The organism is Aerococcus sp. NPDC058936, from assembly GCF_042741995.1.
Classification (GTDB): domain Bacteria; phylum Bacillota; class Bacilli; order Lactobacillales; family Aerococcaceae; genus Aerococcus.
Genome location: NZ_JBHYKZ010000003.1, coordinates 184493 through 209752, shown reverse-complemented (window position 1 = coordinate 209752; position 25260 = coordinate 184493). Strand labels below are relative to the sequence as shown.

The 25260-nt window shown below is 38.6% G+C and carries 20 protein-coding genes, 1 tRNA gene and 1 riboswitch; of the genes, 14 read left to right on the top strand and 7 right to left on the bottom strand.

Translation table 11 applies throughout. The features are described 5' to 3' along the window. Nucleotides 1–351 precede the first annotated feature (351 nt). Genes opp4A through ACFW0C_RS03835 form a run of 5 tightly spaced genes read right to left on the bottom strand, consistent with a single transcriptional unit; the run spans nt 352 to nt 6097 of the window. Nucleotides 352–2160 carry an oligopeptide ABC transporter substrate-binding protein gene (gene opp4A / locus ACFW0C_RS03855; protein ID WP_378105523.1) on the bottom strand — a complete coding sequence of 603 codons (1809 nt, stop codon included), beginning with the start codon at nt 2158–2160 and terminating at the stop codon, nt 352–354. Nucleotides 2161–2210: 50 nt separating this feature from the next. Beyond that, nucleotides 2211–3128, bottom strand: a complete 918-nt coding sequence (locus ACFW0C_RS03850; protein ID WP_378105521.1) for an ABC transporter permease — start codon at nt 3126–3128, stop codon at nt 2211–2213. Nucleotides 3129–3145: 17 nt separating this feature from the next. Further along, nucleotides 3146–4108 (bottom strand): oligopeptide ABC transporter permease, encoded by a 963-nt coding sequence (gene opp4B, locus ACFW0C_RS03845; RefSeq protein ID WP_378105518.1) that lies wholly within the window; start codon nt 4106–4108, stop codon nt 3146–3148. A 1-nt stretch (nt 4109) separates the two neighbouring features. Then, nucleotides 4110–5066: an ATP-binding cassette domain-containing protein gene (locus ACFW0C_RS03840; RefSeq protein ID WP_111856431.1), complete on the bottom strand. Its 957-nt coding sequence runs from the start codon at nt 5064–5066 to the stop codon at nt 4110–4112. Then, nucleotides 5066–6097, bottom strand: coding sequence for an ABC transporter ATP-binding protein (locus ACFW0C_RS03835; RefSeq protein WP_378105516.1), 1032 nt, complete (start codon nt 6095–6097; stop codon nt 5066–5068). The genes ACFW0C_RS03840 and ACFW0C_RS03835 overlap by 1 nt, the downstream gene beginning before the upstream one ends. 3193 nt (nt 6098–9290) lie before the next feature. Here ACFW0C_RS03835 and ACFW0C_RS03830 point away from each other — a divergent pair. The 12 genes from ACFW0C_RS03830 to thiW all read left to right on the top strand — a co-directional run bounded on the left by ACFW0C_RS03830 (nt 9291) and on the right by thiW (nt 22364). Next, nucleotides 9291–11318 carry a DHH family phosphoesterase gene (locus ACFW0C_RS03830; protein ID WP_378105513.1) on the top strand — a complete coding sequence of 676 codons (2028 nt, stop codon included), beginning with the start codon at nt 9291–9293 and terminating at the stop codon, nt 11316–11318. A 2-nt stretch (nt 11319–11320) separates the two neighbouring features. Further along, nucleotides 11321–11773 carry a 50S ribosomal protein L9 gene (rplI, locus tag ACFW0C_RS03825; RefSeq protein ID WP_003142892.1) on the top strand — a complete coding sequence of 151 codons (453 nt, stop codon included), beginning with the start codon at nt 11321–11323 and terminating at the stop codon, nt 11771–11773. Between the two features lie 118 nt (nt 11774–11891). Further along, entirely contained in the window at nt 11892–13283 is a 1392-nt protein-coding gene (dnaB, locus tag ACFW0C_RS03820; RefSeq protein ID WP_003142890.1) for a replicative DNA helicase, read from the top strand. 18 nt (nt 13284–13301) lie between these two features. Then, nucleotides 13302–14594 (top strand): adenylosuccinate synthase, encoded by a 1293-nt coding sequence (locus ACFW0C_RS03815; protein WP_378105509.1) that lies wholly within the window; start codon nt 13302–13304, stop codon nt 14592–14594. Nucleotides 14595–14923: 329 nt separating this feature from the next. Then, nucleotides 14924–15136 carry a heavy-metal-associated domain-containing protein gene (locus ACFW0C_RS03810; RefSeq protein ID WP_378105507.1) on the top strand — a complete coding sequence of 71 codons (213 nt, stop codon included), beginning with the start codon at nt 14924–14926 and terminating at the stop codon, nt 15134–15136. Nucleotides 15137–15157: 21 nt separating this feature from the next. Next, complete coding sequence (locus tag ACFW0C_RS03805) at nt 15158–17629, top strand: heavy metal translocating P-type ATPase (protein ID WP_378105591.1); 2472 nt, start codon at nt 15158–15160, stop codon at nt 17627–17629. A gap of 179 nt (nt 17630–17808) precedes the next feature. After that, nucleotides 17809–17881: transfer RNA gene (locus ACFW0C_RS03800), tRNA-Lys, on the top strand. 492 nt (nt 17882–18373) lie between these two features. Continuing rightward, nucleotides 18374–18462, top strand: a riboswitch (TPP riboswitch). 126 nt (nt 18463–18588) lie between these two features. After that, nucleotides 18589–19155 carry an ECF transporter S component gene (locus ACFW0C_RS03795; protein WP_378105504.1) on the top strand — a complete coding sequence of 189 codons (567 nt, stop codon included), beginning with the start codon at nt 18589–18591 and terminating at the stop codon, nt 19153–19155. Next, nucleotides 19152–20507 carry an ABC transporter ATP-binding protein gene (locus ACFW0C_RS03790; RefSeq protein WP_378105502.1) on the top strand — a complete coding sequence of 452 codons (1356 nt, stop codon included), beginning with the start codon at nt 19152–19154 and terminating at the stop codon, nt 20505–20507. The genes ACFW0C_RS03795 and ACFW0C_RS03790 overlap by 4 nt, the downstream gene beginning before the upstream one ends. A gap of 6 nt (nt 20508–20513) precedes the next feature. Beyond that, nucleotides 20514–21176, top strand: coding sequence for an energy-coupling factor transporter transmembrane component T family protein (locus ACFW0C_RS03785; RefSeq protein WP_378105499.1), 663 nt, complete (start codon nt 20514–20516; stop codon nt 21174–21176). Further along, nucleotides 21176–21871: a thiaminase II gene (tenA, locus tag ACFW0C_RS03780; protein ID WP_378105497.1), complete on the top strand. Its 696-nt coding sequence runs from the start codon at nt 21176–21178 to the stop codon at nt 21869–21871. Before ACFW0C_RS03785 ends, tenA begins: the two co-directional genes overlap by 1 nt. Further along, complete coding sequence (gene thiW, locus ACFW0C_RS03775; protein WP_378105590.1) at nt 21861–22364, top strand: energy coupling factor transporter S component ThiW; 504 nt, start codon at nt 21861–21863, stop codon at nt 22362–22364. Before tenA ends, thiW begins: the two co-directional genes overlap by 11 nt. 117 nt (nt 22365–22481) lie before the next feature. On the opposite strand, the gene ACFW0C_RS03770 is transcribed toward thiW, so the two are convergent. Together ACFW0C_RS03770 and ACFW0C_RS03765 are read right to left on the bottom strand one after the other, a co-directional pair. Further along, nucleotides 22482–22997: a type 1 glutamine amidotransferase domain-containing protein gene (locus ACFW0C_RS03770; protein WP_026465560.1), complete on the bottom strand. Its 516-nt coding sequence runs from the start codon at nt 22995–22997 to the stop codon at nt 22482–22484. A gap of 123 nt (nt 22998–23120) precedes the next feature. After that, the gene (locus ACFW0C_RS03765) at nt 23121–23783 is read right to left on the bottom strand and encodes a deoxynucleoside kinase (protein ID WP_378105493.1); all 663 of its coding nucleotides are present in this window, start codon (nt 23781–23783) and stop codon (nt 23121–23123) included. A gap of 151 nt (nt 23784–23934) precedes the next feature. Here ACFW0C_RS03765 and ACFW0C_RS03760 point away from each other — a divergent pair, with 151 nt between their 5' ends. After that, complete coding sequence (locus tag ACFW0C_RS03760) at nt 23935–24711, top strand: threonine/serine exporter ThrE family protein (protein WP_378105491.1); 777 nt, start codon at nt 23935–23937, stop codon at nt 24709–24711. Beyond that, nucleotides 24711–25232, top strand: a complete 522-nt coding sequence (locus ACFW0C_RS03755) for a threonine/serine exporter family protein (RefSeq protein WP_378105489.1) — start codon at nt 24711–24713, stop codon at nt 25230–25232. Before ACFW0C_RS03760 ends, ACFW0C_RS03755 begins: the two co-directional genes overlap by 1 nt. Nucleotides 25233–25260 lie beyond the last annotated feature (28 nt).

Sequence of the window (25260 nt, the reverse complement as noted above, 5' to 3'; positions counted from 1 at the left end):
TTAGCAAAAGAAAAGGCCCCCCACGCGCTGGTGGGAGGCCTAAGTCCCATTCAGCGTTAACAAGCACGAATAGGACTTACGATTTGTTATTAGTGAAAACCACTAATTCGTAAAGTCCTGTTTATTAATAATAATGACCACTTGTGCTGTCTTTTTCATGAGACTACCTCTTTCGTTTTCTAATGTGAATTTAATATAACGCAAAATACAAATGATTGCAATAGGAAAAATGAAAAAAATCTAATAAATCTGCAAATAAATTAAAATTATCTAATAAAAAGGCGTATGTGGCAACGCCACATACGCCTAATCACTATCTAAAAAAGGTTGTATTATCTAGTTCAAATCACTTTATTCAGATACGGGTGCATCAGCTGTTACTTCAACTGTGTGCAATCCAAAGTCATCCGCTGGGTTATTCGCATAGTCAAAGTGTTTTACGCGGTTGTTAACAGGCATAACTTCTTGACGGAATAATGTTGGAATAACTGGTGCTTCGTCAGAGAAATATTTTTGCCATTCAACAAAGGTATTACGTTGGAATTCTTCATCAAAGGCTTCTGCACTTGTAAAGTCAGCCATGAATTGGTCATTCTCTTCAGTCGCCCAACGAGTAAAGTTAAAGGCAGCATTACGCGCGTATAAACCGTTTGGTGCTGGGTCAGTACCTGTACCCCAAGCAGCTTGATAGATATCGATATTTTCATCATCTGCCTCAACACGGTCATAGAAACTGTTGAATTCTAGTAAACGACCATCTGTTAATTGAACATCCAAACCAACTTCATTCCAAGCTTGGATATAGTATTGTGCAATCGGCTCAGCCGTTTCTCCACCTTCCATAGAGGCAAAGTTAATTTGTAAAGGTTCACCATTTGGATCTTCACGAATACCATCGTTATCAGTATCTACATAGCCAGCATCATCTAATAATTGGTTGGCTTTATCTGCATCATAGTAGTAACCAGGTACTTCTTCGGTTGTAGCACCAAAGCTACCAAATACAGGTGGAATAACGGTATTTGCATTGGAACGTAGACCATTATAGAATCGTTGTGCTATAGCATCGTTATCAATAGCATACCCCATTGCTTGACGAAGAGATTTGTCCGCCATTTTGGCATTTTCATCATAAACAACTTCACCGGCTTCAGCGTCCCATTTACCCATCTTAAATCCAATATATGTATAAGATAATTCTTCACGACCGAGTAAGGTATAACCAGGCAGTTCAGCGTAACTTTCATATAAATCAGTTGGCATACGTAAAGCCACGTCATATTTACCATTTTCTAAAGCTGGTACAACCGAACTTGAAGGCACTACTTCAACGACAACGCTATCTAACTTAGGTTCACCTTGCCAGTAGTATTCATTGGCTTCATATTCAACGGACTCTCCTGGTGTTACTTTAGTAATACGGAAAGGACCGTCTCCAACTGGTGTAGAGCGGATTTTTTCAGAAGAAGCTAGTTCAGCAACTGGTACGTCTTCTAAATAGTGTTTAGGCATTGCGTATGACCAAACACCACCACCTGCTTGAAGCATTGAAGGACTTACTTCTTGGAATTCGATTTCAACAGTGACATCATCGACTTGCGTGATACCAGAAATCGTATCAGCTTCCCCACTGTGGTATTCTTCCATACCGACTACGTTTTGGAAGGTACCATCATAACGGATACCAGTATAATCAGGGTGACCAATGACTTCATAAGCGTAAATCACATCTTCAGCTGTTAATGGTTCACCATCAGACCATTGTAGACCTTCTTTTAAGGTTATCGTCGCCTTGTTGTTTTCTTGATCTAATTCAAGGGTTGCCTTACCAGAGTCATCAATTTGGAAATCATCATCAGCACCAAATAATGATTCAAAACCAAACTGCATAATTTCTGCATCATAAGTATCTTCATAAAACTCCCAAGAGAAAATCCCTTGGAAAGGTGAGTCCGTTACTAAACCAACTTGTAAAGTACCACCATCAATTGCTTCACCTTCATTATCAACTGTAGTTGCTAGTTCAGGTGCAACTACCTCACCACTTTCGCTACTAGAAGATGAATCTGCAGTTTCACTGTCACTATCACTGTTACCACACGCCACCAAAGCCAAACTTGCGGCAGCTGTTAAACCCAATAACTTATACCATTTCTTCATACACTTTCCTCCTAAACTAAATTGTGATGTTGTAATTTATAAAAATATAATTACCCTAAACGTTGTTTTGCATCTGCAGATCGTTTTAATGCTTGACCCACATAGTTAATGCAAAGCATCAATACTAAAATCAGTAGTGATGCAGGTAGCCATACCCAAGTCTTATTTTCCAGAATATCTGGTGACTTAGCGTAGCTGACCAATGTCCCTAAGCTAGGTGTGGAAGTAGGTAACCCAAATCCTAAATAACTTAACCCAGTTTCAATACCGATATTTGCGGCAAAGTTCAAAGTGACATTTACGATGATCAGAGAGCTTAAATTCGGGAGAATTTCCCTAAATAATATCTTGTAAGTTGGTGTCCCCATCGTTCTTGATGCTGAGATATAATCTCTTCGACTCTCAGATAAGGCTTTACTACGGATTAACCGCGCTTGCCCTACCCAATAGAAGGCACTCATGATGAGGATGAAGGTCCACACATTGTAGTCTGAAACCAGTGTGATAAATACGATGATCAACATGGTTGTTGGAAGTAACATGATAAAATCAATGATCCGCATCAAGAAATTATCAATAATACCGCCATAGTAACCAGCAACCAAACCAATCGTAATCCCAACGATACTGGTCAGTGCTGTAATGGTAAAACCAATCGTAATGGAGTTTCTAGCACCTATAATGAGTTGGCCAAAAATAGAACGACCACCGGAATCAGTTCCTAAGATAAAATCACCATTAGGTGGCATATAGGAATCTAATAGAGAGATTCGCAATACTTCATCTTGGTCGATGACAATTGCCCCAATGAATACCCCAAGAATAATAAGGATAAATAAGATTAAACTAAATAGTGCTAGCTTATCTTTTAAAAATTCACGCCAAATTACGCGCAAACCAGTTGGCGGTGCACTAGCTAATTCTTGCGCAATCGCATCTTGGTCCGTTGTTTTTTTATAATTTTCCATTCATCATCACCCCTTCCCTAATCAATCCGAATACGAGGATCTACAATCGTCATAATAATGTCAGACAGTAGCGTACCTAGAATTGTTGAGATACCAAATATCAATACCAGGGCAGTAATGACCGAATAGTCACGACTAATAATCGATTGAATGAATAGTTGACCCATACCAGGATAAGCGAAAATTTGTTCGATAAATACTGAACCCCCGATTAAACCAGTAATTTCATAACCAAATGTTGAAGCCACTGGTAATAGCGAGTTTCTAAAAATGTGACGGTTATACACCACATTCTCAGGTACCCCTTTAGACCGAGCCGTCTTCACATAGTCTTGCTGTTTTGCATCAATTACCTCACTCCGCAAATACTGGATGATCCCTGTTGTACCAAGCAAGGCGTAGGTAATTGCTGGCAGTAACATATGGTAGAATCGGTCCCAATAATAAGCAGGTGTGCCGGCACTTAATCCAGTAGATACCGACCCATTTGTTGGGAACCACTGCAACTCATAACCGAACAGCCAAACCATAAGCAAGGCAAGTACGAAAGTTGGAATTGCGTAGGAAATGAAGTTGTATAATACGACGCCTTTATCAAAAGAAGAATTATTATAACGACCTGATAAAATCCCAAGCGGTATGGCAATTAAGTAGGTAAAAATCAGAGTGAGTAGTGACAGGAAAATCGTGTTAACCGCTCGTCCACCAATTAAAGTGGATACAGGCACTTTATAGGTATAAGACATCCCAAAGTCACCCTGGAAGGCATTCTTCAACCAAGTAAAATACTGGACGATAATCGGTTCATTCAAACCAGCCCGTTCACGCAAGGATTCAATCGTTGACGGATCAGTTTCTGGTGTGATAAGCCCTGTAAAAGGGTCACCAGGCATCAATCTAGCTACCGCGAATACTAAAATACTCAAAATTAAAATTTGCGGTAGCATCAGCAGAACTCTTCTAAATATTGTCTTCCACATATCAATTGCCTCCTTTCAATGATTGATCAAAGGCAACATCATGATTGTCTGAGAATGGAGATAAATCATAAACACGATTATTTTCATCATAATAAATGTTAGACGTCTTTTGATACTCAGCATCAATTTGCTGACGTCGTGCTTTAATCTCTGCCCGTTTATTCGGATCCATTTCAGGAATTGCAGCCAATAACCGTTTAGTATAAATATGTTGCGGGTTATTGAAGATTTCTTTCTTGGAACCACGCTCAACAAATCGTCCTTTATGCATAATAGCAATTTCATCTGCCATATGTTCCACAACCCCTAAATCATGGGAAATGAACAAGTAGCTCAAGTTATATTCACTTTGAATTTGCTTCATAAAGTTTAAAACCTGCGCTTGAACCGATAAATCTAGGGCTGAAGTGGGTTCATCGGCAATAATCAATTTAGGGTTACTGGCTACAGCCCGAGCAACCCCTAAACGTTGCCGTTGACCACCCGAGAATTCATGCGGATACTTATAGATTGTATCTTCATTCAAACCAACAATTTCTAACAGCTCGATTACCCGATGCTTCACTTCTTTTTCAGAATATTGATAATAATTGCGAATTGGTTCAGCAATCACATCTAAAATCCGTTTCTTCGGATTCAAAGACATAGTCGAATCTTGAAAAATCATCTGAACATTCCGGTTATACTCGCCGTATTTACCAGACCGCTTCCGCGCTTTATTGGTGACATCGGTTGCTTCATATAAAATCTGTCCGGCAGTCGCCTTCTCCAACCCGATTATGGCACGACCAATAGTCGTCTTACCAGAACCTGATTCACCAACTAGGCCGTAAGTTTTACCACTTTCAATTTCTAAATCAACACCATCCACGGCAAGTACATTGTCCTGTACCGTATTGAAGAATCCGCCGCGAATAGGATAATGTACTTTCAAATCTTTTACTTCAATAAATCCCATTACTCGACCCCTTCCTTCAAGTCCGCAACATCCTCTTCCTCAGGAAAATGGAAATGCTGCCAACAAGTACATTTCACGAAATGATTCGGGGCCAGCTCATGCATGGTCGGATTTTCTTCATGCTCACTATCATCAATCCATGGAATACGACTAGCAAAACGGCAACCACTTCTTGGTAGGTTTTGCAGTGAAGGCACAGTTCCTTGAATAACATGAAGTTCATCTTCCTCATTCTCAAGCTCGTGTGGCACTGAATTTAGTAGTGATCGCGTATAAGGATGTTTTGGATTATTAAATAGTTCAAATACATCAGCAATCTCAACTACCTCACCTGCATACATCACGGCGACCTTATCAGCCGTTTGTGCAACTACCCCTAAATCATGGGTAATTAATAGGATGCCAGATCCCGTCTCATCTTGAATATCATTCATTAGATCTAGAATTTGCGCCTGCACAGTCACATCTAAGGCAGTAGTCGGCTCATCCGCAATAATAATGGCTGGCTTGTTTGCTAAAGCAATTGCAATCACTACACGTTGGCGCATACCACCAGATAATTCATGCGGATATTGTTTCATCACACGTTTTGGATGAGGGATTTGAACCTGTGTTAATAGCTCCTCCACCCTTGCAAAGCGTTGAGATTTGGATAAATCAGAATGATACAATAATGTTTCTTCGATTTGATCTTGTACTGTCATTAAGGGGTTTAAAGAACCTAAAGGATCCTGGAAAATCATCCCAATATCATTTCCCCTAATTTTGTTAAACTGCGCTTCAGTATTTTCTAAAAGATTATTCCCTCTATAGAGAATTTCTCCCTGGATTTGCGTATTTGCTCGATTATGTAAGCCAACAATCGAGGTAGCTAAAGTACTTTTACCAGATCCTGACTCCCCTACAATGGCAAGGATTTCATTCTCATTCAAAGTCAAAGTAACATCATCGACAGCATTAAAGTACTCATCGCCAAAACGAAATCCCGTATGTAAATGATTAATTTCTAATAATACCTGGTTAGAGGACATGGTTTTAGCTCCTTTAAAAATGATAGTTCAATAAAATCTATCATTTAATTCTAATTGTTTTGATTTTTAGATGCTTTACATGAACTAGAATAAAATTTCAAGGAAAAATAGCTCTTTGTTCATAATTTCTTAACATTTATCTTAATTGTTTTTAATACTACTTCTTATTGTTTTAATAATAATAGGAAGAGAAGTGAGTTAAGCAGCTTGAAAATAAAATTCAAAATAGGAAACATGTGTTTGTGGAAAAGTCTGTGTCTAAGTCAAAAAAATGTTCGAATTCCATTGTTTTAGTAAGCAATTGTATTGTGGATAAAAACCAGAATATTGAGTGAATACCTGTTTGTAAATGACTTATTCACATGTGGAATATGTAGGTTCTAACCGATTTTTTACTGAAGTGGATGTTTCACATAAAACCTGTTGTTAAAAATAGCAGTATGTCGACGGGGATAAATTGATGATCTATAAGTATTTAAAAATGAGATAAGAAGCAAAAATAGCCTATATGATGTAAGGATATATTACATATACGATCGCTAATTGTTGTAGTACAGAGAAGGAATTCTAGGGGAAAAGATTGCATTTTTTAAAAACTGATATAGATTGCTAGTGGCTTTATGTGGAAAAATTAGGGTAAGAGAGGTAAAAAGTAGATTAAAGATAAGTGATCCAAAAGATGGTAATTAGTCGTATAAAAGTAAAGAGATATATTCAAAGCAGCAAAAGTAGAAAAGAATGATGGCGTATCTCTTTTCAAGTGAATATAGATGTGAAATTTCACAAGCAAATGGGCTACAAAAACAAGAAGAAAGCATTCAGATAGTATAAATATAGATATAACAAGCCAATAGGAGAAGTTAAGGAGAATTTGGATGGGTAATGTGTTAGTTACACTTGAAATAAGTGAGTAACGGAGAAAAGTAAAGATATAACTAAGAAAAGTAGAAGAGGTTAGTAAATTATCAGATGGTTAGTTTTGATGAGCTTTCACTTGGAATTGAATGAACAAGCACCCTCCTTACATACTTATCTTGTTCCTACCTTTACTTAATTGGTAATTTTCAGCAGCAGATAAGGACAAGGTAGGATCTATTTATTGAATTTTCCCATATATATTATGATTGACTAAGGTCTTTTTCAATAAAAAGATAATGTATGAGGTTTTCACTGTATTTTTTGACGAATATCCTATTAATAAGGCTTGTTTTAGACAGTTTTTAGAGTATCGGTTACTAAAATAACAATTTCATTTACCTGTTAAAAGTAAAACCGATGCTCTACTACAACAGTTTCTGTGATTAAAGAATGATTTATGTTTTTTATAGTTGCCGATACATTTAATTAGGCTTTTTTATAAAACTAGAGGAATGTTTCACATGAAACATTCCTCTTCAGTATTGACTATCCCTCTATGTGTGGTAAATGTAAATGTTAAATGTCTCAGGCTTATAGCCCTTAAACAAACAGATCAACCCTAGGTATTTCCTCCTAATTAATGTTTAAAAAGGAGAAAATAACAGACACCAACCCTACCGCACTGGGCCAACATTAGATAGATTTGAAATAATTATTATCTGCTCATGACCCTATAATTATTTTGTTGTTAAATTACCTTGATTAAGAGTCATTTACTCTATTTCTTTTACCTAAAAAAGAATATTTATAATAAACACTAGAAAATTGCCTGTTTTAGAATGTTTCACGTGAAACAATCCTCCATAATCGACTTTATTAGTATTATTCTGATGTAAATAGAAGGTTCTTTAAGATTAATAGGATTTATTATAAGTATGCAAAGGCAAAGGTAAAGGTAATGATATATTAATACTCGTGGTAAAAGATTAATAACGTATATTAAGTTTTCTGTGAGATAAATTCTTATCTTTTAGGTGCACGGCGGCTATTTTAAAAAATTTATAGTAGCAAACTAAAGAGTTTCAATAAATTCTAGGTTTAATAGATAATGTGATGTATTGATGTGTCGAGTAATATTAGCTATCCAATAGCTTGTAAGTTGGATTTCTAATAAATATAGATAAAACCAACCATATGGGTTTTGTTGATTTAAGATTATATAGCAGCTACTTCAGTAAACTTGAAGTCAATTTGACCTAGAAGATGTTTCACGTGAAACATCATTCATCGTTGGATTATTTCAATATCCATTCATAGTAAGAAAGGGAGACTTTATGATACCTTGCATTCATTTTATTGTACAATGTCTGTTAGTTAATCGTAGATAGATAATTTATTCTATTAGCGGGTTCCACATAAAAATATGTAATTAATGAGTAATAAACTATTAGGGACTAATTGATCTATCAGCAAAATTTCTAGGATCACATACAGATTTACAAAGTTGCATCCATCCTTATCCTTATATTGTCAATGAAAGTTGGTATAGCTAATAATGAACGTTGGTAATGATGAAAAAGAAAGATTGGACAGAGCAGATTCTAATTACAGCTAGCTATTGGATAATTACTTTCGTTCATCAAATTGATGTACGATGTACGGTGAATAAATGAAATGGCTTCTAGTGAGTGTGGATAGGGTGGTATGATAACCAATTCCCTTATAAACAAACTTGCTATGCGGATAAGTTGAAACTAAGATGGATTAATAGAATGACAACTGTTGTCATTAGAATCATTTGTTAGTGGAGTATGGGAAGATTTCAGTATTGGAGCGAATAAACATAATAAAATAGGCAATTTTGAGAACTCGCGATAATTAATATGAATGTTTCACATGAAATATCCATATGGGGAGTATTTCTTAAAGAAGTTTTTGACTTTTATATTATTAATAAGACATGAATGATATCGATTTAAAGCGATCTGTATATCTCTTCTACTTACTTAAAACGATAAAACATTTATATTTCGCTCCCAGAAACAACACCAAATAAACTGTAGGAGCTTGTCTATTTTTATAATACATATACAATAGAGTTTTAGATTACTTTTATAAGACATAGAATTTTTATAAAATATGAAGATATTACAATTTTAATTTAAAAATCAATAGTTCCATTATGGTTAGATACTATTTGATTGTTTCACGTGAAACAATTTAACAGAACGTATGTTTGTTAAAAAACTTAAAATATATAAAAATGATTGTTTTTTAAGATTGTGTTAAAATGGTATATGTTAAAGTGTCAAATTTTGACCTAAAGGAGATTATTATGAAAAGAGAGAATTGGCAGTCTAAAATTCCTTCTTTCTTATTGAAGTCGGCAATTATATGGCCACTTATTATTGCGCTATTATTATTGATTATCGTGATCGGTCTTAGTGCAACAGTTAGTTTACAAATGGGTTTTGTCATTGTTAGTTTGATTGTTGTTGTGATAGGTTTGCTTGGTTTTGCTTTGGTCCAAATGTTAACCGCCTTGAGTGAATATATCTTAGGATTAGGTAACCAGATTAAATCTGTGCAAAGTGAAATTCTATTGAAGATGCCTATTGGTATTATTGTCTTCGATGAAAATGACCCAACAATTGAATGGGTAAACCCCTTTTTACAAAAGTACTTCTACCAGAAGGAAATCATTGGATTAAATATAAATGATTTAGATGAAGAAATTTTCGAATTATACAAGGAATTTCAGGAAGATCCGTCATTGAAATCTAAACGATTCCAGTGGAAGAATGCGCATTTCGAGGTCACTTATTTAAGAGATGAGCATGCTATGTACTTTATTGATGCAACCAAGTATGGGGTAATTGCTGAGAATGCTGACCTGGCCCGTATTGTTATTGGTCATATTGTGATTGATAATTATGATGAAACGGTATCTTCAATGAATGATAGAAGAAAATCTACGATTGATAACTTGGTAACGAGTGACTTGTCTAAGTGGGCTAAAAACTATGATTCTTACATTAAACGTTTGGATGATGACCATTTCTTACTGGTATCAACTTATGGTCAGTTGTCTCGAATGGAAGAGAACAAGTTTGTGGTCGTTGATAATCTTCGTGAGAAAACATCAAAGGCGAATACGCCATTAACAATCTCTATGGGGATCTCATACCAAGAGAAGGATGATGTTATTGATGTGGATGATATTTCTGAACAAGCACAGTCAAACTTAGACCTTGCGCAAAGTCGTGGGGGTGACCAAGTCGTTGTCCGTACTAAAAATCAAAAAGCGCGTTATTATGGTGGTAAGACGAACCCGATGGAGAAACGTACACGTGTACGATCACGTCAAATCGCCAATACTATTTCAACAATGATTCAAAATACGTCTTCCGTATTCGTTATGGGGCATGATTACCCAGATATGGATGCTGTTGGTGCATGCTTGGGAATTCGTCGAATTACTCAAATGAATAATCAAATTTGTTATGTGATTATTGATGAAAGTCGTATTAATGATGATATTGAACGTTTATTGGTAGAACTTCGTAAGGATGAATCAATTGCGGAGTCAATCATCTCGCCTGAACAGGCAGAAGAGTTGATGGCAGAGGATTCATTATTGTTCTTGGTGGATGTGCATCGTCCGTCAATTACCATTGCACCAGACTTGATTACACCGAATAGACCTGTTATTATTATTGACCACCACCGTAAGGGTGAAGAAGTGCCGGATAATGTATTGTTAGAATATATTGAGCCTTATGCTTCTTCTGCGAGTGAGTTAATTACAGAGTTCTTCGAGTATCAAAATCAAGAAAGTGAACCAATCAAACGAATTGAAGCAACTGCTATGTTAGCGGGTATGATTGTGGATACACGAAATTTCTCTCTGCGTACAGGGTCAAGAACTTTTGATGCGGCTAGTTACTTAAAATCTGTAGGTGCTGATTCATTTATGATTCAAAACCTATTGAAAGAGGACTTAAAGGACTATATTAAACGTAATCAATTAATTGAAAATGTTGAATTGATTTCTGGTAATCTTGGTATTGCTAGTGGTGAAGATCAAGATGTTTATGACTCAGTTACGGCTGCTCAAGCAGCGGATACTTTATTATCTATGCGTAACGTGGATGCGTCTTTTGTGGTTTACTTAAGAGAAGACGGTCGTGTAGGTATTTCTGCACGTAGTCTTGGAACGATTAATGTTCAACGTATAATGGAAGAGTTAGGTGGCGGTGGTCATTTATCGAATGCTGCTACACAAATTTCAGATGTGACTGTTTCTGAAGCAGTAGACATGTTAAAATCTGTTATTATGGATAAAGATGAGGAGGATGAATAATCATGAAGGTTATTTTTCTACAAGATGTTAAAAATCAAGGTAAAAAGGGTCAAGTAAAAGAAGTCCCTAATGGCTATGCACAAAACTTTTTATTAAAAAAAGGTTTAGCTAAAGAAGCTACAGCAAGTGCTGTTTCTGCGCAACGTGGTAAAGAAAAAGCCAACGAGAAGCAAGCGCAAGAAGAATTACAAGAAGCAAAAGATTTGAAAGCGAAAATCGAAGACGAAAAAACAGTTGTAACGATTAAAGCTAAGGGTGGAGAAGATGGCCGTTTATTCGGTTCAGTCCCATCTAAACAAATTGCTACTGCTATGTTGAAACAATACGGTATTAAAGTAGATAAACGTAAAATGGACTTGGACGAACCAATCCGTTCATTTGGTTACACAAATGTACCTGTAAAATTGCATCATGAGGTTGAAGCTACTATTCGCGTACATATCGTCGAAGAATAGGGCTAGTCTACCTATATGTAGGAGGCTAGGATGGATTCCTGGCCTCCTATTTTATTCAATTTTTATATCAATGTGCTTACGTTTTTTAGTATAATAGTTAGGTGATGGAGGTGCTGATTTGGCGGAGAATTTAGATCATACAACACCGCCTCAAAGTATAGAGGCTGAGCAAGCTGTGCTCGGTGCTATCTTACTTGATTCCGATGTGTTCATTTCAGTGCTGGAGTACGTTTCTGCCGATGATTTTTATAGTCGTGCAAACCAACTTATTTTTGAAGCGATGGAAGAACTGAACCGGGATGATGAGGCAATTGATGCATTAACGGTTCAACAAAAATTAAATAACATGCATATGCTTGAAAATGTTGGCGGCTACGAGTACATTTTCCAATTGGCAAATGATACGCCGACTGCGGCGAATGCGGAATACTATGCACGCATAGTTGAAGAGAAATCTTTATTGAGAAAGTTGATTCAAGCTTCTAATAAGATTGCCCGCGAGAGTTTTGAGCAAGAAGAATCAGTATCTGTCATTTTAGATGAGGCTGAGAAGTCTATTTTAAATGTTGCAGAAAACCGAAATCGAAATGGGTTTATCCATATTCGAGATGTCGTGTTCGAGTCTATGCAAAATTTAGATGATTTATCTAAAAATGGTCAGGACGTAACAGGGATTCCAACTGGTTATCCTGATCTAGATGCTATGACAGCTGGGCTGCAACCAGAAGAGTTGATTATTCTGGCAGCACGTCCGGCCGTTGGTAAGACAGCCTTTGCTTTAAATATCGCACAGAATGTAGCGACTAAGCAAGATGGTGTTGTCGCAGTCTTTTCTTTGGAGATGGGGGCTGGATCCCTGGTAAATCGTATGATTTGTGCGGAAGGTAGTATAAATGCTGGTCATTTAAGGACTGGGCAGTTAACTGAAGATGAATGGTCAGATTTGATTGTTGCTTCAGGGGCGCTATCGGAAGCGGATATTTATATTGATGATACACCAGGTATTAGGGTAACCGAAATCCGTTCTAAGAGTAGGCGTTTACTTAAAGAACGGGGGCGTCTGGACTTAATTGTGATAGATTACCTTCAATTAATTGAGGGGTCTGGTAAACGAAATGAAAACAGACAACAAGAAGTATCTGATATTTCGCGACAATTGAAGAAAATCGCCAAAGAATTACACGTACCTGTAATCGCCTTATCTCAGTTATCACGTGGTGTGGAACAGCGACAGGATAAACGACCCGTCCTTTCTGACATTCGTGAGTCGGGATCGATTGAGCAGGATGCGGATATCGTCGCCTTCCTATATCGTGATGATTATTACGAACGTGGCGAGGGCGAAGATGATGATGGTGGTGGCGAACCGAGATTGGAAGATAATATCGTAGAGGTTATTATCGAGAAAAACCGGTCCGGTGCGCGTGGAACAGTGAAACTTATTTTTACAAAAGAATTTAACAAATTTTCATCAGTGAGCTTTAGAACTGATGATGAAATGTTTGCATAACAGAGAGGAAAATCATTTATGTCAGGGATTGTCGTAGTAGGTACACAGTGGGGAGACGAAGGTAAAGGTAAAATTACCGACTTTCTAGCCAAAGATGCATCTGTGATCGTACGTTACCAAGGTGGGGACAACGCAGGTCACACGATTCAATTTGACGGCACTAAGTACGCTTTACACTTAATTCCATCAGGTATCTTTTCATCTGAGAAGTTGTCTGTCATTGGAAACGGCGTTGTTGTAAACCCGAAAGCATTGATTAAAGAATTGAACTACCTAAAGGACCATGGCATTGATGTGAGCGGCTTACGTATTTCAGACCGTGCCCATGTGATTTTACCTTATCATATTGAGTTGGACCGTCTTCAAGAAGAAGCTAAGGGCGACGACAAGATTGGTACAACAATTAAAGGTATTGGCCCAGCATATACTGACAAAGCTAGCCGTAGCGGTATTCGTGTGTGTGACTTATTAGAAAAAGATACTTTCGCTGCTAAGCTAAAGGCGAATCTAGAATTTAATAACCAAATCATTACGAAAATCTACGGTGGCCAAGCCTTGAACTTTGAAGAAGTTTATGAAGAATACTACGCTTATGGCCAAGAAATCAAAGGCTATGTAGCGGACACATCAGTGATTATTAATGACTTCTTAGACCGTGGTGAAAATGTATTATTTGAAGGTGCTCAAGGTAACCTATTGGATATCGACCAAGGTACATACCCATATGTAACATCATCTAATCCAGTTTCTGGTGGTGCGACAGTTGGTACTGGTGTTGGACCAACACGCTTTAATAAAGTTGTGGGTGTAGCCAAAGCTTATACTTCTCGTGTTGGTGAAGGTGCCTTCCCAACTGAATTATTTGATGCAGTTGGTGATCAAATCAGAGAAGTTGGGCGCGAATTTGGTACAACTACTGGCCGTCCACGCCGTGTGGGTTGGTTCGACTCTGTTGTGATGCGTCACTCTAAACGTATCTCTGGATTAACTGATTTATCATTGAATTCAATTGATGTATTGTCAGGACTAGAAACAGTAAAAATTTGCGTAGCCTATGAGACATCAGACGGGACACGTATTGAACATTATCCAGCTAGTCTGCAACAATTAGCTGAATGTACACCAGTTTATGAAGAGCTACCTGGCTGGTCTGAAGATATTACTGCTTGTAAGACTTTAGAAGAATTACCAGCAAATGCACGTCAATATGTTAAACGTGTATCTGAGTTAGTCGGTGTAAATATTGCAACATTCTCTGTGGGTCCAGATCGGACGCAAACAAACATTTTAGAAGATATTTGGAATAGCTAATTAGATACAAGATTTATAAGATGTTCATAAGCGGGGCTTTGATAGTCCTGCTTTTTTCTTTTAAGTAATTATCAAAGTTTAGATGAAATTGAAAAGATTTGCACTTACGAAACTAGGATAGAAATCAAGCATTATTAGGAGTAGTTTTAGATGAATCAAATTGATGATAAAAAATTCACCATGTGAGCTATTTAACATTTATTTTTTTGGAAATTGAAAAAATGGCGACTTTATCGTTGACAAGTGTAATCAGTCAAGGTATATTAGGTTTATTAGATTACAAGTGTAAACATCATAAAAACACTTACATAAACAAGGAGCGATTTAACATGAATACGAAAACTTACTTAATTCCAGATATGTCGTGTGCCCACTGCAAGGCGCGTATTGAAAAGGAAGTAACTGGCTTAAAAGGTGTTGAAGTGGCGGATGTACCGGTTGAAAGTAAAGTTCTAACGGTCCGATTTGATGATCAAGTAGTAGATAGTGCGGCCATTGTGGCTGCTGTTGCGGAAGCAGGCTATACAGCCAACCCGCAATAATTTTCATCTAAAGGAGAATCTATAATGAAAGAGACTTATACAATTGAAGGCATGACTTGTGCATCCTGTGCGCAAGCGGTCGAGAAATCGGTCGCCAAGTTAACCGGCATGGATGCTGCGAATGTGAACTTGGCAACTGAAAAGTTAACGGTTACTTATGACAACCAAAAAGTTTCAGAGGCTGATATCACTCAGGCAGTTGAGAATGCAGGTTATAAGGTGGTGAAGAATTTATCGGCGACTAGCTTTGAAATTGAAGGGATGACCTGCGCATCTTGTGCCCAAGCGATTGAGAAATCGGTAAGTAAATTAGCTGCTGTTTCCTCGGTGAATGTGAATTTAGCCACTGAAAAAATGACAGTGACCTTTGATGAGGCGGCCTTAAATGTTTCTGATATTGTCCATACAGTTCAAGATACGGGCTACCAAGCCAAATTAGAAACCAGTGAACAGGAAGGGCCTAGTCAAGCTGAGCGTCAAAGTGCCCATATCCAAGCTTTATGGCGTCGCTTTTTGTGGTCTACCATATTTACTGTGCCTTTACTTTATATAGCAATGGGTCCCATGCTACCCTTTGGCGGTTTACCCTTACCTGAATTCTTGAATCCAATGACCAATGCCATGAATTTTGCGGTGATCCAGTTGTTGCTGACCTTACCAGTTGTCTATTTGGGACGCGACTTTTACAAAGTGGGTTTTAAAGCCCTCTTTAAAGGACATCCCAATATGGACTCCTTGATTGCTATTGGGACAGGGGCAGCGCTTGTTCAAGGGGTTGTGATGACAGGTCTATTGGTGTCTGGCCAGCTGCATGTAGGCCACGGTCATCCCGACTTATACTTTGAGTCAGCGGCGGTTATTTTGACATTAATTACTTTAGGGAAATATTTGGAGGTTGTGTCTAAAGGCAAGACGTCTGAAGCCATTAAAAAATTGATGGGCTTGGCACCGAAAACGGCCCGAGTAATGCGCGACGGTCAAGAGGTTGAAGTAGCGATTGACCAGGTGGTGACGGGCGATATTTTAGTCGTTCGCCCTGGCGAGAAAATTCCAGTTGATGGCGAGGTCGTTGAGGGCAGCTCAGCGGTTGACGAAGCCATGATTACTGGGGAAAGTATCCCAATTGAAAAAAGGGTAGGCGACCAGGTTGTTGGCGCGTCTATCAACAAAAATGGGTCATTCCAATTCAAGGCCACAAAGGTCGGCAAGGACACAACCCTTGCGCAAATTATCCAACTTGTTGAAGAAGCACAAGGGTCTAAAGCGCCAATAGCCAAGTTAGCGGACAAGATATCCGGTATTTTCGTCCCCATTGTGATGGGCTTAGCGGCGATTTCTGGACTTGCCTGGTATTTCCTAGGGCAGGAATCATGGGTATTTGCCTTGTCAATTACCATTTCCGTTCTAGTGATTGCTTGTCCGTGTGCCTTAGGTTTGGCGACGCCAACAGCGATTATGGTGGGGACTGGTAAGGGTGCTGAGAATGGCGTCCTGATTAAGAGTGGCGATGCCCTAGAGGAAACCCATAAAGTTCAAACCATTATTTTTGACAAAACAGGTACCATTACCGAAGGCAAACCGGTGGTGACAGATATTAAAGCTTTCAATGGCACGGATGCGGATGATATCTTGCAAGTTGCGGCGTCTGCAGAAGTGGGGTCAGAACACCCACTAGGTGAAGCGATTGTAGCTGAAGCTAAGGACCGCAAGTTGACATTAACGCCTAGCCAAGATTTCCAAGCGATTCCTGGACACGGCTTACAAGTTAGCTTGAATGACCAAATCGTTTTGCTAGGCAATAGTAAATTAATGGCTAATCATAATATAGATTTATCGGTTGCAAGAGCTGTGGCTGACCAATTGGCTGCTGAGGGTAAAACACCCATGTTTGTTGGGGTTGACGGCCAATTATTAGGAATTATCGCAGTAGCGGATACGGTCAAAGAAAACTCTGTAGCAGCTATCCAAAAATTACACCGAATGGGCATTGAAGTGGCCATGATCACGGGTGACAACAAGGGGACTGCTGAGGCGATTGCCAAACAAGTGGGCATTGACCGGGTTTTTAGTGAAGTCTTGCCGGAAGACAAGGCCAATGAAGTGAAGAAATTACAAGATGAAGGCTTACACGTGGCCATGGTTGGTGACGGGATCAATGATGCGCCAGCTCTTGCCCAAGCCAATATCGGAATTGCCATTGGTTCAGGGACTGATGTAGCCATTGAATCAGCAGATATTGTCTTGATGCGTAGCGACTTAATGGACGTGCCAACAGCGGTTGAATTGAGTCGGGCAACCATTACCAATATTAAGCAAAACCTATTTTGGGCTTTCGCCTATAATACGGTTGGGATCCCAGTTGCCATGGGTATCCTCTACCTGTTTGGTGGTCCATTACTAAGTCCTATGTTTGCTGGTGCAGCCATGAGTTTATCGTCTGTTTCAGTATTACTGAATGCGCTGAGATTGAAGGGCTTTAAAGCTAAAGCTTAAGTGACGATTATAATAGATAAATTATAACCACCCTATTTTTTGGGGCCAGGGGGATATCTTAGGATGAACCTTGGTCTTTTTATTATATAAAAAAACCAAATGCGATTTTTGAGTTCAAACCCTTGATTTTTCCCAAAAATGGGCGTAAACTTTCACTATTGCAGATAAAATTTACATTTGGATTGGTAGCTCAGTTGGTAGAGCAACTGACTCTTAATCAGTGGGTCCAGGGTTCGAGCCCCTGCCAGTCCATTAAAAAAAGGCACTAAATCAATGTTTTGATAATATTGATTTAGTGCCTTTTTGGATTGAATTTGAAAAGTAGCGAAAATACTTTATATAAAGTTTGAGAAATATTGAGTAATTTAAAATATAAACGCAGCTCTAACGACATCATATTTTTGACCATCTGTAATTGAATCTACACCAAATCATTCACCGGACTCGACCAATATACTCTAAGGGAATAGTCTTATTGAGTTCGCTCTGAAATACATCAATAATCTTAATCTCTTTCGCTCCTTCGTAATACTATATCTCAGTTCTATTTTATTTAAATTGATAGACGGATATATCCGCTACTTTTACTTCCTTGATATTTCTAATAAAGTAAGAAATCATAAAAAATGATGCAAGGTTATATGCATTATACTGCTATTTTCTGTTGTAATTGAAAAACATTATATAAATTGCCGCTTTCATTTTCTAAATCGATGTGTTAGTATCGGAGATACATTCATATAGTAGTGACATTTGGGGTGCCGAAAGCTGAGATTATACCCATTGAACCTGACACAGTTAATACTGGCGAAGGGAAATGTAAAAATGTTTATGATACGGAAACTATCTGACCAAGTGTGTCTGGATAGTTTATTAAAGTGTCTAAAACAAGAAGCGAATTCGCCTTTGCTCACCCCTTATGCCTCTATTTTTAAAATATAGGAAAAGGGGTTTTTTTGATGGAAAAATTTAAATGGGCCTTGCCCGACGTCATCTTTTTAGCATTTCTAGCTTTCTTATTTGGAGCCGTATTTATGGGCGCTGGTGTCCTGTATGCCGTTTTAGTGTCCCTATTAACACCGTTTGGTTTAACGCCTTTTGCCAATGAAATCTTATTTGGTATGTGGACGATTGCGGCGCCAGTGGCGGGTATGTTGATCCCGAAAGTGGGCAGTGCCTTGTTAGGTGAGGTCTTTGCCGCTCTTGCCGAGATGCTATATGGGTCATATTTTGGGGCTGGGGTGTTACTTTCTGGCTTAATTCAAGGACTGGGTACTGAAGCGGGCTTCTTTGTTACCAAATACGAACGCTATGATACGACTACTTTAGTTTATGGTGCTATTGGGACAACGGTATTTAGTTTTGCCTTTGAATTCTTCAAATTTGGCTATGCGACTTATGGCCTTGGTTTGGTCGTGGCTTTATTCTTAGTTCGTTTGATTTCAGTAACATTTTTCGGTGTCTTCCTAACTAAACAAATCGTTAGCCTGTTCAACAAGGTACAAGCCAAAGGAATTGCCCAATGAGCGCCTTAGTACAAATTAGTGACTTGGTTGTCCGGAAAAATGAGACCGTCATCCTAGACAGGATTTCTTGTGATTGGCAGCTAGGTGATTTTATCTTACTGACAGGTGATAGTGGTAGCGGGAAAAGCACCCTCATCCATACCCTAGCTGGCTTCAATGGTGCAAGCTTTCAAGGGAATGTTGTAGTCGATGGCCAGCGGGTGTCAGACTATACCATTCCAGAAAAAGCCCAGAAAATTGGGTTGATGTTTCAAAATCCGGATCAACAATTTACCATGCGCACCCTGGAAAGAGAATGTTTCTTCGCCTTAGAAAATTGCGGTCTACCCTATGACCAGGCCAAAGCGCGGTTAAATCAAGCGGTTGACGATTTGGGTATCAGACATTTATTACAGCAAGACTTGATGACCCTGTCAGGTGGGGAGAAGCAGCGGGCGGCCTTGGCCATCTTGATTGCAGTCAATCCACCAGTTTTCTTATTAGACGAACCCTTTGCATCAATTGACCCAGCATCTAGAGTTTTCTTGATTAACATGTTGGCGAAATTAAAACAGCAAGGCAAGTTGATTGTGGTGGTAGACCATGAGTTGACTGACTATAAGGGGCTCATCAACCGATTCTTTATCATGCGAGACGGGCAACTTTCTGAAGCAGATGTAGCCAACTTACCGGAAAAAGCGCCTATTCCATTGTTGACTACTCGTCAAGCTAGCAGCGAATCAGCTTTCACCTTGGAAAATATTGCGATCAAACAAGGCGAAAAAACCTTGCTTCACCAAGACAAATTCATTTTTCAAAAGGGGGTATCCACCCTAACTGGCGATAATGGGGCGGGGAAATCGACTTTATTAAAGGCCATGGCCCAGTTACACCCTTACAAGGGCAAAATGCGGTTTCAGGACCGGAGACTTTCAAGGTTTTGGGGCAAGAAAAACTTATACGAATCGCTCACCTTGGCTGTTCAAGATGCAGCCCAACAATTTGTGACGTTGGAAGTGGCGAGTGAGTTACGGTTTCCAAATGAAGATGCTGGTGAAATTCGTGACCGCCAGATGCAGGCTCTTGAAGACTTGCATATCAGCCACGTTTTAGACCGAAGTTTATATCATTTAAGCGAAGGGCAGAAGAAGATGGTGCAATTAATCGCCTTATTGAGTTTAGACCACCAGTTTCTAATGCTGGATGAGCCTTTTGCGGGTTTGGACCAGAAAGCCAGTGATTACTTTGCAGATTGGATTGAAGACAAGAAAAGAGATACGGATTTCTTGATTGTGTCTCATCGCCTGGGTCCGCTTGAAGGTGTAAGTGATCATCATATTCACTTGTCTAATCAAGTGCTAAAGGAGGTTTGATAGTTGATGGAAGAGAAGAAAACAGCGATTCCAGCTATTTTGGCCTTGGTATTCTTGTTCACGATTGAAATATCTTTTACCTATTCGGTTTGGCTGAATATTTATGTCTTATTGATGGTTGTAGCCTACTTAGCTATTAAAAAACGGTTTGGTGTACTGGTATTTTTATTAGCCCTACCTTTTATTCCTGCCATAACCACTTTTTGGTCGGTCTATATCCAAGGAAGTGGACTAGATGATGCTTGGGTATTATTCACTAGAACCTATGCCTTTGCGGCTTTAGGAATAGGGTTTATGATTGCGGTTGACTTACAAGATTGCTTACTAATTTTTGAACAGTATAAAGTGCCGGCTATTTTTATCTATGGCTTGTTGGTTGTGATACATGCTGTGCCTGAAATTCAAAGGGAAATCAAGAGTATGCATGATGCCAGTTTATTAAGGGGGAAGAAATTATATCCATGGTCACCTCTCTATTATGTGAAAGTGATCTTTCTAGCCCTCAATTGGCGGGATCGGTACGCAGAAGCCATGTATTCTAGGGGTTTCTCTGAAGACCAGCCTCGCCACCAGTACCGTCATTGGAAAATGTCTACACCAGCTATTGTTTTATGCATGAGTTTAATTATCGTCGGCAATATGATTATGAGATTGGAGAATATGATTTGATGGAAAAGACTTTTACAGAAATCGCCCGCAGTCAAACGAGACCCTTTTGGGAGGGGAGTTTCAACCATCCTTTTATTTTGCAGTTACAAGATGGGACGTTACCCATTGAAAACTTCCGTTACTATTTGATCCAAGATGCTTATTATTTGCGTCACTTTTCAGCTCTTTATGATAAAGTCGCAGAAATTACTGATGAGCCTGCGTTAAAGACGCAGATGCTTGAAAATGCCAGCCATTTAGCGGAAGGTGAATTAGCCATCCGTGCCAACTTTTTTGAAGAATTGGCGGTAACAAATGACGAATTAAAAGGGACCGGCGTTGCGCCAACTGCTTACCACTATGTATCACATATGTACCGGCAGTTAGTGGAAAATAATGATGCAGTTGCAGCGGCTAGTTTATTGCCATGTTCTTGGCTGTATTTTGAAATTGGTCAACGGTTAAGACAATTAAATGTGACTTCACCTGTCCCAATCTACCAAAGATGGATTGAGACATACGGTGGGGAAGAAGCAAGTGAGGCTATCGAAAAGGAATGCGCCCTACTGAACCGTCTGTACGCTGAGTCTAGTCAGGAAGACCAGGATAGTATGGTATCCGCATTTGTCGTAAGTGCTAGAATGGAATTTAATTTCTGGGAAATGGCTTTTAATCTTGAAACTTGGCCGGAGGGTATCCAACATGATGACAAATAATAAAGTACAGAAATTGACGATCTTAGCCATGATGATAGCTATGGATGTTGTCCTTTCACCACTATTTCGGGTGGAAGGGATTGCCCCAATGTCTAGTGTCATGAATGTGATTGCTGCTGTGTTGATGGGTCCCATTTATGGGACAGTGATGGCACTCGCATGTGGGATTATCCGGATGATCTTATTTGGGATTCCACCGCTAGCACTTACTGGTGCCGTATTTGGGGCCTTTCTGGCTGGTGTGGGTTATAAATGGATGAATACATATCTTGGTGCTATAATAGGCGAATTTATTGGAACAGGCCTGATTGGGTCCTTACTCTCTTACCCAATCATGGTCTGGTTTACAGGGTCTGCTCAAGATATGTATTGGTTTGTCTATACACCGCGGTTTATCATCGGGGCATTATCAGGGTCATTAATTGCTTACCTAGTCCTGGTCAGAATAGACAAAGTGCCTTATATTCAACGGGTCAAGAAAACATTTGGCTAATTAGTTGAAGGCACAAAAAACTACCTTTTGCGAGGTAGTTTTTTTCTATAAAAAGTGTTATCAAAAAAAGCGCTACACCTATTCAGATGTAACGCTTGCTTTTAGCTATTTTAGAATTTATTTCAATGCATCGACAATTGCTTGATCAAATGCAGGTAAGTCTTCAGGTGTCCGGCTTGAAATTAATTTACCAGCTTCATCGATCACAACTTCTTTGTCATAGAAATTTGCACCAGCATTTTTCACATCAATTGCCACTTGTTTCACTGCGGTAATGTCTTTACCTTTTAAGGTTTCAGCATTTACCAATAATTGAGGACCATGGCAGATGGTGAAAATCCATTTGTTGTTGCTGTCAAAATGACGTACAAAGTCTAACATGCTGTCATGTTTACGTAGTTGGTCAGGTGAATAGCCACCAGGAATTAATAAGGCATCGAAATCTTTCGCTTCTACTTCATCGATAGATTTTTCAATAGTTACTTCAGTTCCTTCAGCTTTACCACGAACAGTTTCACCGGCTTTCATACCGATTGTGACGACTTCATGTCCTGCTGCTTCTAAAGCTTTCTTTGGTTCAGTATATTCAGAGTCTTCAAATAAGTTAGCCAATACAGTTGCAATTCTTGCCATAATTTATAGCCTCCTTAAAGCTTTGATACTTATATACTAAAGGATATAAATATAGCGTGCAAACGATATGCATTGTATGATATTTAACTGATCAATATTAAATAACACCTTATATTATATTGATTAATTCTTTTGGAGTGTTGCCCACTTGTCTTGAATTTTTTTCGCAACGATTTCTTGGTCCTTATTTGTTAAAATGTCAAATTTGCTAACATCAATGGCCATTTTAGCTGAATGGTCATAGTTTGCGTACCATTCATCGTATAAGGTGTGTAGTTGCTTATAGTAGGCTAGTAAATCTGGACGCCCTTCTACTTGTTCGTATGGACGACCACGACGCTTGATTTTCTCAAGAACTAAATCGAAAGGTGCATGTAAGTAAACAAGTAATTTCGGTGATTGATTGGTTGATTCTGAAATTATGCGAACATCGTCCATCATATTGGCCAATAAGTCTTGGTACAATTGCCATTCTACATCTGATATATTGCCGTTAATATTATTTACCTGAGTGAATAAAGCATCTTCATAAATTGACCGATCTAATATTGCACGGTCAAATTTCATCCCGCGTTTAATACTTTTAACGCGTTGGTTTAAAAAGTAAATTTGCAGTGAAAAAGCATATTTCGTTGGTTGGCTGTAGTATGCATCCAAAATTGGATTTTCTGATACTTCTTCAAAAAGTGGTTCTGCTTGAAATATTTTTGCCATATGTTGGGTATAAGTAGTCTTACCAACACCGATCATGCCTGCCATGGTAATCATATTTAATTGCTCCTTCATCTAATTAGTCGGGGCAATTATAACATAAATTTAATCTGACTTGGGTTAGAAGACAGGTTGAAATAGAATACATTTAGATGGAAATCGGCATCTTTATTTGTTGATGACCTATGGTACAATAGCCGTGGATTATGAGAAGGGGTGGGTCAAAATGGTAGATTTAAATAAGAAAATTTTAGAAACGGCTCTGTTAGCTGGGCAAATAATGACAGAAAGTAATGCAGAGTCATACCGTGTTGAAGATACGATGAACCGTATTTTAACAACATCAAATGCCGCATATGCAGTGGCAATCTCTCTTTCAACAGGTCTTTATATGACTCTTGATGACCCATCTTTTGAAGGTTCTGGGTTTACTGGTATTAAGAGGATTACACGCCGTTCTAACAATTTAAATAAAATTACCCAAGTAAATCATATTTCACGTGAATTAACTTCAGGTAATATTTCAATTGACGAAGCTTATGAGCGGTTACAGGTTATTCGGTTCCAGAAGCCCCAATATTCAAAATTACAAGTATCAATCGGGGTAGTGGGTTTAGTTGCAGCCTTCTGTTTCCTTTTTGGGGGAGGTATTAACGAGTTGATCTTGTCTTCAATTAATGGTTTAATTTTAGCCTTATTATACCGTCTAGTGGATAAATACTATATTAGTGAAGGTTTTTCAAATATTATTCAAGCGCTTGTTGTAACAGTGGCTGCTTATTTAATGCAAGCCTATATATTATCGAATACAGATATCAATATTGTCATTATCTCTACATTGATGCCAATGGTTCCAGGAACGGCCATAACGAACTCCTTACGTGATATTTTTCATGAAGACTACATTGCGGGGGTTTCTAGAGCAACAGAAGCCTTCTTGAACGCCTTAATGATTGCCCTAGGCGCAGCACTGGGCCTTGCCTTGATTGGAGGTTTATATTAATGACGATAATGGATATTATTTTACAATTAATAGGTGCTTATGGGGTAGGTTTGTTTGCAATTTTAACGATTGAAGGGCCACGAAAAGTGCTATTTTGGACACCACTCATTAATATTGCTGGTTGGGGTAGTTATCTGATAAGTTTACATCTCGGTGGTTTTTCAGTAATAATGGCTACTTATTTTGGTTCCTTGGTTATTGCATTAATTTCCCAGATGTATGCGCGTATTTTTCGAGAACCGGTAACAGTTTTCTTTATTCCAGCCTTCTTCCTTTTTGTACCAGGAGGTGGCATGTACCGGACAGCATTAGCCTTTATTCAAGGGAATACGGCCCAAGGCTATACTGAACTAGGAAGTACACTGTTTACTGCCTTGGCTATTGCGCTTGCAGTTTATACATCTGATACCTTAATGCAAATTATTAATAAACAAAAATTCCCAAAATTTATCCGAAAAAACTATCGTGTGATACCTAAAGCAGCGAAGAAAACTGAAAAGAAAATCGAGAAAAAATCTTAAATAGATTAGCCTGACTTGCTCTACTAAT

Excerpts from the sequence above, each read along its gene's own strand:
- opp4A (WP_378105523.1), bottom strand. The coding sequence starts at position 2,160 with ATGAAGAAATGGTATAAGTTATTGGGTTTAACAGCTGCCGCAAGTTTG.
- ACFW0C_RS03850 (WP_378105521.1), bottom strand. The coding sequence starts at position 3,128 with ATGGAAAATTATAAAAAAACAACGGACCAAGATGCGATTGCGCAAGAA.
- opp4B (WP_378105518.1), bottom strand. The coding sequence starts at position 4,108 with ATGTGGAAGACAATATTTAGAAGAGTTCTGCTGATGCTACCGCAAATT.
- ACFW0C_RS03840 (WP_111856431.1), bottom strand. The coding sequence starts at position 5,066 with ATGGGATTTATTGAAGTAAAAGATTTGAAAGTACATTATCCTATTCGC.
- ACFW0C_RS03835 (WP_378105516.1), bottom strand. The coding sequence starts at position 6,097 with ATGTCCTCTAACCAGGTATTATTAGAAATTAATCATTTACATACGGGA.
- ACFW0C_RS03830 (WP_378105513.1), top strand. The coding sequence starts at position 9,291 with ATGAAAAGAGAGAATTGGCAGTCTAAAATTCCTTCTTTCTTATTGAAG.
- rplI (WP_003142892.1), top strand. The coding sequence starts at position 11,321 with ATGAAGGTTATTTTTCTACAAGATGTTAAAAATCAAGGTAAAAAGGGT.
- ACFW0C_RS03815 (WP_378105509.1), top strand. The coding sequence starts at position 13,302 with ATGTCAGGGATTGTCGTAGTAGGTACACAGTGGGGAGACGAAGGTAAA.
- ACFW0C_RS03810 (WP_378105507.1), top strand. The coding sequence starts at position 14,924 with ATGAATACGAAAACTTACTTAATTCCAGATATGTCGTGTGCCCACTGC.
- ACFW0C_RS03795 (WP_378105504.1), top strand. The coding sequence starts at position 18,589 with ATGGAAAAATTTAAATGGGCCTTGCCCGACGTCATCTTTTTAGCATTT.
- ACFW0C_RS03790 (WP_378105502.1), top strand. The coding sequence starts at position 19,152 with ATGAGCGCCTTAGTACAAATTAGTGACTTGGTTGTCCGGAAAAATGAG.
- ACFW0C_RS03785 (WP_378105499.1), top strand. The coding sequence starts at position 20,514 with ATGGAAGAGAAGAAAACAGCGATTCCAGCTATTTTGGCCTTGGTATTC.
- tenA (WP_378105497.1), top strand. The coding sequence starts at position 21,176 with ATGGAAAAGACTTTTACAGAAATCGCCCGCAGTCAAACGAGACCCTTT.
- thiW (WP_378105590.1), top strand. The coding sequence starts at position 21,861 with ATGACAAATAATAAAGTACAGAAATTGACGATCTTAGCCATGATGATA.
- ACFW0C_RS03770 (WP_026465560.1), bottom strand. The coding sequence starts at position 22,997 with ATGGCAAGAATTGCAACTGTATTGGCTAACTTATTTGAAGACTCTGAA.
- ACFW0C_RS03765 (WP_378105493.1), bottom strand. The coding sequence starts at position 23,783 with ATGAAGGAGCAATTAAATATGATTACCATGGCAGGCATGATCGGTGTT.
- ACFW0C_RS03760 (WP_378105491.1), top strand. The coding sequence starts at position 23,935 with ATGGTAGATTTAAATAAGAAAATTTTAGAAACGGCTCTGTTAGCTGGG.
- ACFW0C_RS03755 (WP_378105489.1), top strand. The coding sequence starts at position 24,711 with ATGACGATAATGGATATTATTTTACAATTAATAGGTGCTTATGGGGTA.